The sequence below is a fragment of the Pantoea sp. S18 genome, assembly GCF_045689705.1.
Lineage (GTDB): Bacteria > Pseudomonadota > Gammaproteobacteria > Enterobacterales > Enterobacteriaceae > Pantoea > Pantoea symbiotica.
This window is the reverse complement of the sequence record NZ_CP142688.1, coordinates 2691324-2705459: the sequence shown is the minus strand read 5'-3', so window position 1 is coordinate 2705459 and position 14136 is coordinate 2691324. Positions and strand designations below refer to the sequence as shown.

Annotated in this window: 10 protein-coding genes; 6 read left to right on the top strand and 4 right to left on the bottom strand. The window is 54.1% G+C overall.

Features of this window, described 5'->3' with window-relative positions:
• Window positions 1-118 precede the first annotated feature (118 nt).
• Window positions 119-3226, bottom strand: coding sequence for an Ig-like domain-containing protein (locus tag VIJ98_RS12530; protein WP_323274276.1), 3108 nt, complete (start codon window positions 3224-3226; stop codon window positions 119-121).
• A 256-nt stretch (window positions 3227-3482) separates the two neighbouring features.
• Window positions 3483-4904, bottom strand: a complete 1422-nt coding sequence (gene sbcB, locus VIJ98_RS12525) for an exodeoxyribonuclease I (protein ID WP_323274274.1) — start codon at window positions 4902-4904, stop codon at window positions 3483-3485.
• A 201-nt stretch (window positions 4905-5105) separates the two neighbouring features.
• Here sbcB and dacD point away from each other — a divergent pair, with 201 nt between their 5' ends.
• The 4 genes from dacD (at window position 5106) to tmaR (ending at window position 8728) form a co-directional block, all read left to right on the top strand.
• A complete protein-coding gene (gene dacD, locus VIJ98_RS12520) occupies window positions 5106-6272 on the top strand; it encodes a serine-type D-Ala-D-Ala carboxypeptidase DacD (RefSeq protein WP_154157321.1) in 1167 nt (388 codons plus the stop codon).
• An 88-nt stretch (window positions 6273-6360) separates the two neighbouring features.
• On the top strand, window positions 6361-6825 hold the full coding sequence (locus VIJ98_RS12515) for a GyrI-like domain-containing protein (RefSeq protein ID WP_323274272.1): 465 nt from the start codon (window positions 6361-6363) through the stop codon (window positions 6823-6825).
• 362 nt (window positions 6826-7187) lie between these two features.
• A complete protein-coding gene (locus VIJ98_RS12510) occupies window positions 7188-8246 on the top strand; it encodes an FUSC family protein (RefSeq protein ID WP_008110562.1) in 1059 nt (352 codons plus the stop codon).
• Window positions 8247-8407: 161 nt separating this feature from the next.
• Window positions 8408-8728, top strand: a complete 321-nt coding sequence (gene tmaR, locus VIJ98_RS12505) for a PTS system regulator TmaR (RefSeq protein ID WP_008110563.1) — start codon at window positions 8408-8410, stop codon at window positions 8726-8728.
• Window positions 8729-8775: 47 nt separating this feature from the next.
• Here the strand turns inward: tmaR and VIJ98_RS12500 are convergent, their stop codons facing one another.
• Window positions 8776-9837 carry a LacI family DNA-binding transcriptional regulator gene (locus VIJ98_RS12500; RefSeq protein WP_154157323.1) on the bottom strand — a complete coding sequence of 354 codons (1062 nt, stop codon included), beginning with the start codon at window positions 9835-9837 and terminating at the stop codon, window positions 8776-8778.
• Between the two features lie 99 nt (window positions 9838-9936).
• Between VIJ98_RS12500 and VIJ98_RS12495 the strand changes: the two genes are divergently transcribed.
• Window positions 9937-10704 carry a YdcF family protein gene (locus tag VIJ98_RS12495; RefSeq protein WP_154157324.1) on the top strand — a complete coding sequence of 256 codons (768 nt, stop codon included), beginning with the start codon at window positions 9937-9939 and terminating at the stop codon, window positions 10702-10704.
• A 117-nt stretch (window positions 10705-10821) separates the two neighbouring features.
• Here the strand turns inward: VIJ98_RS12495 and VIJ98_RS12490 are convergent, their stop codons facing one another.
• Entirely contained in the window at window positions 10822-11733 is a 912-nt protein-coding gene (locus VIJ98_RS12490; protein WP_323274269.1) for a ketopantoate reductase family protein, read from the bottom strand.
• Between the two features lie 211 nt (window positions 11734-11944).
• Between VIJ98_RS12490 and fusA the strand changes: the two genes are divergently transcribed.
• Entirely contained in the window at window positions 11945-14041 is a 2097-nt protein-coding gene (fusA, locus tag VIJ98_RS12485; protein WP_323274267.1) for an elongation factor G, read from the top strand.
• Window positions 14042-14136 lie beyond the last annotated feature (95 nt).

Here is a 14136-nt window from a genome sequence, read left to right as displayed (position 1 = left end):
TACAAATACAGCGCCTTTAGCTGTGCCATCTTCTCAGTATTGTCTTCATGCAAACTCGCCAGCGGCACAATCCAGCTGGTGTTACCGCGCGCCGCAATTTACATTACTTCAGAGCAAATCAGATTATTTCAACTTTAACATCTGACTGTACCAGCAGCTCTGCATTCTCACCATTGTGGCTATAAACTTCATATTTTACGCCCGCAACGGTAATGGTGCCTTTTTGATGCGTCCACTGCTCGACATCGTCACCTTCCGGCATAATATCTTTCAGTTGAATAACATCATTTTTATCGCCCTGAATCATCAGTTGCCTGGCATCAGCTTCAGTGAAAAGACCTTCCTCGCCATAAGTCAGCAAATCTTCTACGGTGATAACCTTGGTGGTGCTTTCACCATCTTGCAGGTCAATAATCGCTTTGGATTCGACAAGGCCATTTAACTCAACCTTGCTGTCATCATGGGCAGCGATGTTGGCGCTATTACTGTCGTAGCCGTAATCGGGGTTTCCTGGGTTATTTCCCCATACAACGTTATCAATCAGAACATTAGTCTGACCATAGGTATCGATCGCAACACGATAGATTAGCTGACCAGCAGGTGCAGTATAGTTTACGAAGCTACTATAACTACCGGAATGTATTACATTGTTATAGGCATCATAAAAAGTCACGCCGACATAACCTTCCAAGCTGAATTGGATGTCAGTAGTCTGGCCGACAGTAAAGCTAAAAATATCATCAGGTGAAAGCTTCAGCTTTCCGTTTTCGGTATAAGCCACGCCGGTTACAATTCCGAAACCGTCAAGTCCTGTACCTGCGGTAAATGAATATGCAACTCCAGCTGGAATATTAAAATATGAGGCACCTTTACCTGGGAAATCACTTGAAGCACCATACATAACACTTGCAATACCCATTCCCCCTTTATCTTTAACCGTAACTGTCACCCTGCCAATCAATTCACCTTGTGGCGCTACAAATCCTGATTGTTTTACAACTCCCTCGTTTGCTACACCAACTTTGGAACCGAAGTCCGAAGATCCCAAAATTTTACCTGTGGTGCTGAAATAAGTTAACCGTGCCCAGCCACTGTCGAACAGCCCATTAACTGCCATATAAAAATCAGTAGAAGCTGCTATTTCAAAAGTGACACTTTTCGCAGCGGTATCACCGTCATCAAGAAACTTAAGGTAACCTGGTTCATTTTTAACTATCGCTTGGTTTTTAGAGTACAGAGTACCTTCCACTAATTTTAAGGTGCCCCCGTTTCTTGAACGGAAAGTGTATCCTGAACTAAATGACCTGCTTCCTGTCATGACCGCTTGATCATTATCAAAGCTTTGAGCGAAGTAACTTTCACCCGATTTTCCAGTACCCACCAAAGTAAACCTGGCTTCATTTGAAGGGTCGCTGACTCCGGCTGATTTTACTTCTCTTGCGGTGATACTGTGGAAACCTGAAGTATAATTACTGTCGTGCAGATATGACCATTTACCGTCGGTGCCTGCCGTGGTGCTGCCAATTAACGTTGTGCCATCGTAAATATTAATAACGCTCAGCGCGCGGCCAGTGCCTTCAACCTTTACGCTGCCATCATCAATAATGCCGCCATTAACAAACTTGTCGTATGCGCCACTCGCCTGGTGCTCGAACAATCCTGTAATGCTTGGTTTATCCGGACCCAAACCGGAAGTATCGATTTCGATCTGCCATTTATTTGACACGCCGGAATAGTCACGCTGCACGGCCCAGAAGTTATGGCGTCCGTCGCCCAGCGCCGCCGGCGTGAAAATCCAGTCACCATTACTGCTTGTCTGCGTGGAGCCCAGCAGTGTGTTGCCGTCGTAAATAAGGACAAAGCGTCCCGCTTCAGAGCGACCGGATAAGGTTGGGGTGCTGTCATCGGTGATACCGTTGTTGCCGACAGGCCCGGTAACGCCTACATCATCAAAAACCTGCGTAATGGTGGTCGGCACCGAAGGTGACGGATAAATATGCAGATCGAAACTGTCATTCCAGTCCGCTGCACCTTCACTCTTAACCTGGAAATTCCAGTCGCCAGCCAACAGATCAACCGACGGCGTCCAGCTCCACTTTCCATCATGGCCTACATCAACGGTGACACTGTTCTGGCTGCCATTGAGCGTGTACTGAATTACAACCCGGCTGTTCGATTCTGCCCGACCAGTGAATCTCGGTGACATGTCATCGGTAAAATCACCGCTGTTGAGTTTGCCGATACTGGTGCCGAAATCGTCCCAGACTTCGGTGATTTTTGTCTGTTGATCGCCTGAACCCGCAGCAAAGATGTCCAGGTTAAATAGTGCAGAAGAGACTTTAGGTGTCGCCGCCTGGAACTCGTATTGACCGGCCGCCAGCGCAGGTGAAGGGGTCCAGCTCCAGTTTTGTCCGTTCACCGTTGCGGTTGCGCTTCCTGCCCAGGTGCTTTCACCCGCTTTGCGGTAGTAAACGATGACCGTAGCGCCTTCATTTGCCTGGCCGCGCAGTGTTGGCGTAGTGTCGTCGGTAAGCGCGCCATTGTTCAGCACGCCACTCCATTTACCCGCATCATCAAGGGCGTCGACGATGGTAACGAAGTCAGCCATGCCAACATTAATGATGAAGGAATCAGAGACTTTGCCCTCACGGTAAATCGGTGCATCATTGGCATCTTTGCCAAACTCTTCAATAGCCACCAGGGTTAATACGTTCTCACCCTGTTGCAAATCATTATTCGGCTCGATAACCCATTTGCCGGTCACTGCATCAGTTTTTGCACTGCCAATATTATTGCCTGCTGCATCCCGTAAATATACAACGGTATTAGGCTGAGCAACGCCCGTCAGAGTTGGTTTAGCATCGTCTGTCAGCTGGCCCGGATCAAAGCTACCGGTTTTCGTGCCAACGTCATCTTTGAGATTTATAAGCTCAGGGGCTTCTGGAGGCGTAGTATCAATGACCAGCGTGCGCAGGGTTGCTGGACCAACATTACCTGCAGCATCAATGACAAAAATTGACAGATTATAAACACCATCAGGCAGATCTTCATCGAGCGTCCAGGTGTATTTACCGTCAACAGGGTTGTAATCCGCATTGATCTGTTTTTGGCCAAGCGTAATTCTTACTACGGTGTTTGGATGGTATTCACCGGTGGAGCCGGCGAAAGTAGGGCGTCGAATATCTCTGTAAATATATTTTGTCTGGTCATATGCAAGTAAGTTCATAGTTTCAATTCCGATTCAATAACTAAGCGATATAGTGAGTTAAGAGAATAAAAATGGTATAGAAACCTATTTCAGCTGCTAAAGAGACGTGTCTCAAAAGCCCGTCAAAGGCTATGAGTTATGTGTATTTTAAGAGCGGAACTAAAAAATCAGACGGAGAGTGAAACCAAAGAATTCGATGTTTAAAAAAACGAAGTAAAAAGCCGGTTAAAAAGGAAAAACCCTCTCTTGCGAAGAGGGCATTGAACAAATCTTCTTAAGACACCAACTCCTGCGCATACAAATACAGCGCCTTCAGCTGTGCCATCTTTTCCGCATTCCCTTCATGCAAACTCGCCAGCGACTCCAGCTCCAGCAGAAACGCCTGCACACGCTCAGCATTCAGCGCTTCGCGGCGATGCTGCAACCAGCGCTGCTGCTCGGCGTCATCCAGCGTGCCAGGGAAATTCCGTGCGCGGTAGCGGAACAGCAACTTAGCAATGCGCTTATCTTCGAAGCTCAAATCCAGCGCCGGTAAGTTCTGCGGCGGCGTCTGGCGGATAATATTCATACCCGCGCGGTCGGCGTCGCTGAAGAAACCGTCATACAACTGCGCATCCACATCATCTGAAGGCGTAAATGGCTCTGCGTCGGCAAACAGCGCCACCACTTTCTCACGTACTTCCGCGTGGTCACGCAGCAGCTTAAGATTAGCGAGGCACTGCTGACGATCGATATTCAGGCGCGCGGCATCTTCCGGACGCAGCGTGCTCGCGGGCGCCAGCACCGGACACTTATTGATGTGCACCAGCTTGATCGGCACCGCAGGCAGATCGCCCAAATCGCTGTGACGGGTATACAAACGCTCACGTAGCTCATCGGATTCCAGCTCTAGCAGCGGCGACATATCACCGGCCAGATCCGCAACAATCAGCGCGTTACGGTTATCCGGATGCCACGCCAGCGGCACAATCCAACTGGTGTTACCGCGCGCCGCGCCGAACATGCCGGAGACGTGCACCAGCGGTTTCATCTGCGGGATATCAATCAGCGTCATCAGTTTCTGTTTGTTGCGATGGGTAAACAGAAACTCAAACAGCTTCGGCTGCTTCTCTTTCACCAGTTTCGCCATCGCCAGCGTGGCATAAACGTCCGACATCGCATCGTGCGCCTGTTCGTGCGCCACGCCGTTGGCCTTGGTGAGATGCTCCAGCTTGAAGCTCGGGAAGCCATCATCATTTTCCGGCCATTCAATGCCTTCCGGGCGCAGCGCGTAGCAGGCGCGCATCACATCGAGTAGATCCCAGCGTGAATTGCCGTTTTGCCAGCTCCAGCCGTACGGATCATAGAAGTTGCGATAGAAGATATTGCGCGTCACTTCATCATCAAAACGCACATTGTTGTAACCAATCACACAGGTTTGCGGCTCGCTAAACAGGCCGTGAATGCGTTCGGCAAACGCCGCTTCAGTCACGCCGCGCGCTTTGGCGGTTTGCGGCGTAATGCCGGTGATCATCACCGCTTCCGGCTGCGGCAAATAATCGTCGGCTGGTTGGCAATAAAATACCTGCGGTTCACCTACCGCGTTGAATTCTTTATCGGTACGCAGGCCCGCGAACTGCGCCGGACGGTCCAGCGATGGGCTTTTACCGAAGGTTTCATAATCGTGAAATAAGAAGGTGAACTCAGAGGCGGGCACGGCGTTATCCTGGCAATGGAGAATCAACGCACAGGATAGTCGTCCGTGGATAGCAGTACAACCTCGATCATCCTCGCTGCGAGCGGGCGCGCAGCATTTACGCGCAGTTCATACTTTTTTTCAATTTATTCAGATCTGTAAGCGCTATTTGCCGTAAAACGTGCGGCGGTAAATTCATTTTTTGATCTTGAGGAAGAAGTGTTGAAAAGGCGTCTGCTGGTAACTGTATCTGGAATGATTATTTGGGCATCGTTGGCACAGGCTGACGACAGCATGCCGTTTCCCCTGACGCCACCGCCGATTGATGCGGCTTCGTGGGTGTTGATGGACGCCACAACCGGACAAATTCTCACTGCCGGCAATCCGGATGAAGAGCGTAATCCGGCCAGCCTGACCAAACTGATGACCGGCTATGTCGTTGATCGCGCTATCGATCAGAACAAAATCAGCCGCGATGACAAAGTCACCATCGGCAAAGATGCGTGGGGCGCAGGCAATCCGGTGTTTAAAGGTTCTTCGCTGATGTTTCTCAAGCCGGGCGATCAGGTCACGGTGCGCGACCTGATGCGCGGCGTGATTATCGATTCCGGTAACGATGCCTGCGTGGCGCTGGCGGATCACGTGGCTGGTAGCGAGAGCAGCTTCGTTACCATGATGAACAGCTATGTGCAGAAGCTCGGTCTGTCGCACACCCATTTCGAAACCGTGCACGGCCTTGATGCGCCGGGCCAGCACACCACCGCACGCGATCTGGCGGTGCTGTCGCGCGCCATCATCAGCGGCGAGCCCGATTTCTACGCCATGTACGGTGAGAAAACCCTGAGCTGGAACGGCATTACGCAAAACAACCGCAACGGCTTGCTGTGGGATCAAAATCTGCACGTCGATGGCCTGAAAACTGGCCACACCGAAAGTGCGGGCTTCAACATCATCGCTTCCAACGTCGTCGGGCGTCATCGCTTGATCGCGGTGATCATGGGCGGCAAGAGTTCGAAAGGCCGTGAAGATCAGGCGCGCAAGCTGCTGGTGTGGGGCCAAAACACCTTTGACACCGTGCAGCTGTTCCACGCAGGCAAAAAAATCGGTACCGAAAACGTCTGGTACGGCAATCCGCATAAAGTGGATGTCGGTACCACGCAGGACATCTACCTGTCGCTGCCGCGCACCGAAGTGGCTAACGTGATGGCGAAATACGTCATCGATCGCAAAGATCTGGAAGCGCCACTGAAAGCGGGCGAGCAGATTGGTGAAATTCAGGTGATGGACAAAGATAAGCAGCTGGCAAGCTATCCGCTTTACGCGCTGCAAGCGGTTGATCAGGCTGGCATCATTACGCGCATCAGCGATTACGTGAAACAGAAACTGTAATCCGTCGCGTATTTCCGCGTCATCATCGTCGCCGTACTGCGGCGGTGATGGCACAATCGCTGTTTCTGCTGCTGATGAGAGGCAAGGTATGAAAGCATCGATTGTTGAACGTAATCCGCAAAGCTGGCTCGGTTATCATCTGCAAGGTCCGTGGCAGGAAACCGTGCCGCGCGGCTTTAACCAGCTGAAAAGCTGGGTGAGTGAGCACAAGGTTGAAGGCGAATGGCTGGCGATCTATTACGGTAATCCGCAGGAGCTGCCGCCCGAAGAGCTGCGCGTGGAAACGGTGATTACCGCGCCAGAAGAGATGATTCCGGCGGCGGGCGACGATATCGAAAAAGGCTTATTGCCGGGCGGCCGCTATTTTCACGCGCGTGTTGAAGTGCTCAACAACGATTTCTTCAGCGCGTGGCGCAGTTTGTTCGATAGCTTGAACGCGCAGGGCGGCTGGCAAGTCGACAATCGTCCGTGTTTTGAGCATTACCTTTCTGATGGATCTGACAGCGGCGACTGGTTGGTGGATATGTATATTCCGGTACGTGCGGCTGATTAAATTACGCGGTCACTATAAATTGCGACCCTACAAAACCGTACCCGTTCGGTCACCATAAATGGCGACCCTACAAAACCGCACCCGTTCGGTCACCATAAATGGCGACCCTACAAAATCGCACCCGTTCGGTCACCATAAATGGCGACCCTACAAAACCATACACGTAGGGTCGCCATTCATGGCGACCTTATCAATAACCGCACCAAACCCACTGCGTTACATCAATGTTTCCATTGAGAAAATCAGATGTAGCGCTCATGTTGAATTTCAGCAAAACACGAAAAATAGTTGCGTTCAACCCTGATGCCGCAGCCCTCGCCAGGGTAACATAGCGCGCAAATTTTTAGCGTTCCCGGACAACCATGTTACGCGCTGACAAGCCCATCTCGCAGATTGAGTTCTGGTTCTACCGCCACTATCGCGCCGTGCACGGCGTGCGCATCGCTATCGCTTTTGTGCTGTGCTTCCTGTTTGTACGCCTCACCGACATTCCCGAAGGCACCTGGCCGCTGATTACGCTGGTGGTAGTGATGGGGCCGATTTCCACCTGGGGCAACGTGCTGCCGCGTGTGGTGCAGCGTATTAGCGGCACCTTCGCCGGTCTGATATCCGGCCTGATTGCGCTCAAGCTTGAGCTGTTTTCGCTGCCGGTAATGCTGGTGTGGTGCGCCATTGTGATGGTGGTTTGCGGCTATCTGACACTGGGCAAACATCCTTACATGGCGCTGTTGATCGGTATCACGCTCGGCGTAGTGGTTGGCGCACCGGCCGGGGATTTCACCATCGCCATGTGGCGCGGCGGCGACGTGATTCTCGGTTCATTGATGGCACTGCTGTTTAGCGCCATCTGGGCGCAACGCGCGTACACCCATTGGCGTATCCAGCTGTCGGATGCATTTATCGCCATGGCCAAGCTGCATCACACCGGTTTCTCCGCCAATCTGCTGGAGAAACCGCGGCTGAATAAACCTTTCCAGAAGCTGCTGAGCGGCGTGATCAAAATGCGTGCGCTGCTGGAGCCGGCGAGCAAAGAGACGCGCATTCCGAAATCGGTGTTTGAGGCGATCCAAACCATCAATCGCAATATGGTGAATACCATGCAGATGCAGATAGATGCATGGTGGTCGTCGCGTGAAAGCCACTTGATTATGCTCAACGCGCCCACGCTGCGCCGTACTCAGCAGATGACCGAAGACACGTTGAATGCGCTGGCAACGCTAATGGTGAAAGGTGAGACCGAGCAGATCACCGCCAACAGCCACGCGCTGGAGGAGATCACCCAGGAACTGGAGCAGCTGATCGCCAATCGCAGCGGACGTTCCGAAACCACGGCGATTTACGGTTACGTCTGGCTGAGCCTCGAACAGGCGCGTCAGCTGGAGCGCATGACCGATTTAGTGCGTCTGGCGCTGCGTAAATAGTTTTCTCAGGCAATGACTTAATGTGAATCACCCTTTCTTTGCGCTAAGATAAGCGCCAGTCCGAATTTAGCGGTGAGAATTGCAACCCTGGCGGCCAAGCCGCTAAGCTAAACGTTATGACTATTCCGCCTGCCGACGCAGGCCTCAAGAAAGGTGCCAACATGGAAAATGCCAAGCAATCATTTCAGGACGTACTGGAGTTTGTGCGTATGTTCCGTCGTAAAAACAAACTGCAGCGCGAAATCGTGGATAACGAGAAGAAAGTCCGTGATAACCAGAAACGTGTGCTGCTGCTGGACAACCTGAGTGAATACATCAAACCAGGCATGAGCATCGAGGCGGTGCAGGAAATTATCGCCAGCATGCGTGTGGACTATGAAGACCGCGTTGATGAGTACATCATCAAAAACGCTGACCTCTCCAAAGAGCGTCGCGAGCTGTCGAAGAAGTTGAAAGCGATGGGCGAGCCAAAAGCGCAATAAATCGTAAGGTCGCCATTCATGGCGACCTTTTTCTTTCTACTTCCCGCTCAACGCTTCAACTTCCGCGCCAAAACCTGCAACTGCTGCGCAATCTCTGCCACATCCACTTCATCCTGCTGCGGTGCCGCCGTGGTCTCACGCAGAACCAGCTCGGTTTCCAGCGTCTTCTCTGTCACATCGCCGCCTTCCAGCTGCGCCAGCAAGCGATCAACACTCACCGCGCCCAACTGCTGCAAATCCTGCCGCACGGTAGTTAACGGCGGCTGATACCACGCGCTTTCCGCCGTATCGTCGTAACCAATCAGCGAAATCTCCGCCGGGATCCTCACGCCATGTTGATGCAGCGCCCGCATCGCGCCGAGCGCCATCTGATCGTTGGCCACCAGCATCGCCTGCGGCAGATGGTCAGGTAACTGCGCCAGCAGCGCCTGATAGCCCGATGCCGCGCTCCAGTCACCGCTCAACACACAGAATGGCGTGAGCTGATGCGCCGCCAGCGCCTGCTGCCACGCAGCGAAACGTGCGCGCGCCGAAGCGGAACTTGCCGGGCCATTTAACACGCCAATCTGGCGATGGCCAAGCGCCACCAAATGATCAACCGCCTGCTGCGCACCGGATTCGCTCTGATACTGACATTGCGCCACTTCAGCGCTGCGCTCCACATCGAGAAACAGCACCGGTTTGTGGTCGCACTGTTGTTGAATCTGCGCGGCCTGCGCGGCATCCAGCGGCAGGTTGATCAGCAGCGCATCTACGCGTTGCGCCAGCAGTTCATTCACGGTGTCCTGCGGCGCGCTGTTGGGATTCGCCATGGCGATCACCAGATGATAACCCTGCGCTGCCGCGCGTTGCTGAATCGCCGAGGCGATCTGTGCGGGTGCCATTAAGGCTAAATCACTGGTGGCGAGTCCCAGCGTGCGGGTGTTTTTACCCGCCAGCTGCTGCGCCACGCGATTCGGCACATAGTTGAGCTGCTGCATCGCGGCTTCTACTTTGGCGCGGGTGCGCGGCGAAACCTGCTCGGAATGGTTGAGGACGCGGGAAACGGTTTGATAAGAAACCCCAGCCAGATGAGCAACATCGTCGAGGGTTACGGAGCGCGCAGTCATGAATCTCTCCTGAAGATTAAGCTGCGAGTGTAGCAAATTTTTCCCTGCCGACACGCACTTAAGCCGCTACACTGCCAAAGGTAAAAAGAGGAGAACCGGATGCAACTCAATAACCATCAGATTCAGGATATCAACACCTTGGCGGCTTGGCTGGCGCTGGATCAGATGCCACAAGATGGCACGCTCGACATCGATTTAGCCATTCTCGCCGGTCACGCGGTACTACCGAACGTGGAAGCGGTAATTGCCGTGGCGAAAAAATATCAGCTGCCGTTATTGATCAGCGGCGGCATTGGCCACTCAACGCCGCTGCTGGTGGAGATGCTCGCGGCGCATCCGCTGTATCGCCAAATCGACAGCAAAGGCAAAAGCGAAGCCGAATTGTTAGGCGATGTCGCCCGCGTCTTTGCCGCGCTGCCGGACGATCTGCTGCTGCTGGAAACCGCCTCACGCAACTGCGGGGATAACGCCGCCTTCAGCCAGAAACTGCTGGATGAGCACAGCTGGCAGCCGCAGCGCGTATTGCTGGTGCAGGATCCGCTGATGCAGCGTCGCACCTGGGAAACCTTCCGCTATCAATGGCGCGATCGCGCGGATGCGCCGGAATTTATCAGCTGGCCGGTGTTTGTGCCGCAGGTGAAGATGGACGCTGGGATGTTGCGCATCATTGGTGCGCCGCCGCAGGGATTGTGGTCGATGGAGCGTTTTCTCTCGCTGCTGATGGGGGAAATCCAGCGCTTGCGTGACGATGAAAATGGTTACGGGCCGCGCGGCAAAGGTTTCCTTGGCCACGTCGAGGTGCCAGAAGAGGTGGAAGCCGGCTGGCAACGCCTGAAGCAGTTGCCAGGCGTGCAGTCACGATTGTGACGTTTAGGTCGCCATCAACACGACTTCCGTAGGGTCGCCATTTATGGTGACCTGGTGCGCATAAATGCGCACCCTACGAAAAACCAGTCCGGGGATTGTCATTCCTGGCGACCCGTTTTATCGACTCTGCACGTACACCTGCAAATTGACATACACCGCGTTCAGCAACGGCGTCACCACGCCGCTGCGTGCGCCGCGCACCAGCAGATCGCCAATCACCTGATCGGCCTCAATCTCAAAGCCCTGAGTTAAATCGCGATACATTGACGAGGTCATCGCCGCTTTGGGATTATTGAGCGTCTCATAAATCTTCGCCGTCACCGCCGGGCGCTGCTGATAACCTTCCGCGCTCAGTACCGACAACACTTCACCAAATACACTTTGCAGCAGCGCTTCGCCGCCTTGTGACGTTAGCACCTGTTGCGTATTACCGCGCGCGAGACAACACACCGCACCCAAGGTGCTAAGCAACAACCATTTTTCCCACAGCTCGCTGATGATGTTGTCGGCAAACACCGTATCAAATTGCGCCGTACGCAGTGCTTCATCCACACGCTGCAAACGCGCATCGTTGTTACCGTCCAGCGCGCCGTAATAGAGGATATGCAGCGGCGTCATCTGCAGCACTTCGCCGTTTTCACCCAGCGTGGCGTTGATTTTGCACAAGCCGCCAATCACCTTGTCGCCAAAGCGCGCACGCAGCGTATCGATATGTCGCATGCCGTTGAGGATCGGCATGATCAGCGTGTTCGAACCGACGGCGGGCGCGATGTCGGTCATCGCCTGATCCAGCGCGAAGCTTTTCACCGTCAAAATAATCAGGTCAAAATGCCCATCCAGCGAACCGGCCTGCGCCAGTTGTGGCTGAATCACTTCGCTGCCGGATGGCGTTTCTAGCACCAGACCGGTTTGCTGCAACTGCTGAAAGCGGCGCTCGCGCACCAGAAAAGTCACATCACGTCCTGCTTGCGCCAGACGCGCACCGAAATAGCCGCCGGTGGCGCCGGCGCCGACTACCAGAATACGCATGGTCAATTTTCCCGTTGAGAGTGAAAGCCTTACCTTAAAGTGAGCGGCGATGGCTTTCCAGCCCGTAAATGCTGAATCAGATACAAGATTTTAACGATGTTTAAAAAAGGCTCAAACTGTTCGTATTTACTCGTACAATAGGTTTAGGCTGTTGCGCAGCGGCGGGCAATGGTGCGCGCCGCATAACTAGTCGAATGACTAAGGACGCATCATGCCCCGAACCCTCCCCATCGAACGTTATCGCAACATCGGCATCTCCGCGCACATCGATGCCGGTAAAACCACCACCACTGAGCGCATCCTGTTTTACACCGGAATGAGCCACAAGTTAGGTGAAGTGCACGATGGCGCGGCAACCACCGACTGGATGGCGCAGGAGCAGGAGCGTGGTATCACCATTACCTCGGCGGCGGTGAGCTGCTTCTGGCCAGGCATGGACGGCAGCTTTACGCCGCACCGCATCAACATCATCGATACGCCCGGACACGTCGATTTCACCATTGAAGTTGAGCGTTCAATGCGCGTGCTTGATGGCGCGGTGATGGTGTATGACGCCGTTGGCGGTGTGCAGCCGCAGTCTGAAACCGTGTGGCGCCAGGCCAATAAATATCACGTGCCGCGCATCGCCTTCGTCAACAAAATGGACCGTCAGGGCGCGGACTTTTTCCGCGTGGTGCAGATGATGAAAGACCGCCTACACGCCAATCCGGTGCCGATTGTGATCCCCATCGGAGCGGAAGAGCACTTCAGTGGCGTGGTCGATCTCAACAAAATGCGCGCCATTTACTGGGACGACGCCAGCCAGGGCATGAGCTTCAGCTATGCGCCAATTCCTGCTGAGCTGCAAGCACTCGCCACCGAGTGGCGCGAGAACATGGTGGCAGCGGCAGCAGAAGCCAGCGAAGCACTGATGGATCGCTATCTGGAGCAGGGCGATCTCAGTGAAGACGAGGTCGTTGCTGGATTGCGTCAGCGCACCTTGCTCGGTGAAATCCAGCCGATGCTGTGCGGCAGTGCGTTCAAAAACAAAGGCGTGCAGCGCATGCTCGATGCGGTAATTGAATTGATGCCTTCGCCGCTCGACGTACCGGCAGTGAGCGGCGTCAACGAGCAGGGCGAACACGATGAACGTCATGCGGATGACAGCGAGCCGTTCTCGGCGCTGGCGTTCAAACTGATGAGCGATCCCTACGTCGGACAGCTGACCTTCGTGCGCGTCTACTCCGGCGTGCTGCGCAAAGGTGACAGCGTATGGAACGCGGTGAAAGGACGCAAAGAGCGCATCGGTCGCATCGTCCAGATGCAGGCCAATGACCGTATCGAGATCGAAGAGATTCGTGCTGGCGATATCGCCGCGTGTGTAGGTTTGAAAGAGGTCACCACCGGCGAAACGCTGTGCGATCCTAATGCGGTGATCACGCTGGAGCGCATGGAGTTTCCCGATCCAGTGATTTCGCTGTCGATTGAGCCGAAAACCAAGAGCGATCAGGAGAAAATGGGCCTGGCGTTGCAGCGACTGGCGGCCGAAGATCCGTCGTTCCGTCTGCACACCGATGAGGAATCAGGACAAACGATTATTTCCGGCATGGGCGAGCTGCATCTGGAGATTATCGTGGATCGCATGAAGCGCGAGTTTGGCGTGGAAGCCAACATTGGTCGGCCGCAGGTCACCTATCGCGAAACCATTCGCAAAACGGTGCGCGACGTGGAAGGTAAGTTTGTGCGCCAGTCGGGCGGTAAAGGTCAGTACGGCCATGTGGTGCTGACGCTGGAGCCGCAGCAGGCGGGCGCCGGATTTGCCTTTGAAGATGCTACCAAAGGCGGCGTGGTGCCGCGCGAGTTCATTCCTTCGGTGGAGAAGGGGATTCGTGAAGCGCTGAACAGCGGCGTGCTGGCCGGTTATCCGGTGGTGGACATCAAAGCCACGCTGACGTTTGGTTCGTACCACGATGTCGATTCATCGGAAATGGCATTCCGCATGGCGGCGATCTTTGGTTTTAAAGCCGCCGCGAAACTGGCCGATCCGGTGATCCTCGAACCGCTGATGCAGGTGGAAGTGGAAACGCCGGAAGAGTATGCCGGTGGCGTGATGGGCGATTTGTCGGCGCGGCGCGGTACGCTGCAGGGCATGGATGAACGCTTTGGCGCACGCATTATTCGCGCCGAAGTGCCGCTGTCCGAGATGTTTGGCTACGCCACCACGCTGCGATCGATGTCGCAAGGCCGCGCAACCTACAGCATGGAGTTTGCGCACTACGCGGAAGCGCCACGCAACGTGGCTGAAAGCATCATCGCCGCGCGCGCCTAGCTTTAGAGTGAAATCAGACCGGGCACCGAGGTAACACTTTGTGCCCGGTCTACTTTTAAATCGACCGGTCGATCATGTAAATTATTTAGCACCAA

Excerpts from the sequence above, each read along its gene's own strand:
- VIJ98_RS12530 (WP_323274276.1), bottom strand. The coding sequence starts at position 3,226 with ATGAACTTACTTGCATATGACCAGACAAAATATATTTACAGAGATATT.
- VIJ98_RS12515 (WP_323274272.1), top strand. The coding sequence starts at position 6,361 with ATGAAAGCATCGATTGTTGAACGTAATCCGCAAAGCTGGCTCGGTTAT.
- VIJ98_RS12510 (WP_008110562.1), top strand. The coding sequence starts at position 7,188 with ATGTTACGCGCTGACAAGCCCATCTCGCAGATTGAGTTCTGGTTCTAC.
- tmaR (WP_008110563.1), top strand. The coding sequence starts at position 8,408 with ATGGAAAATGCCAAGCAATCATTTCAGGACGTACTGGAGTTTGTGCGT.
- VIJ98_RS12500 (WP_154157323.1), bottom strand. The coding sequence starts at position 9,837 with ATGACTGCGCGCTCCGTAACCCTCGACGATGTTGCTCATCTGGCTGGG.
- VIJ98_RS12495 (WP_154157324.1), top strand. The coding sequence starts at position 9,937 with ATGCAACTCAATAACCATCAGATTCAGGATATCAACACCTTGGCGGCT.
- VIJ98_RS12490 (WP_323274269.1), bottom strand. The coding sequence starts at position 11,733 with ATGCGTATTCTGGTAGTCGGCGCCGGCGCCACCGGCGGCTATTTCGGT.
- fusA (WP_323274267.1), top strand. The coding sequence starts at position 11,945 with ATGCCCCGAACCCTCCCCATCGAACGTTATCGCAACATCGGCATCTCC.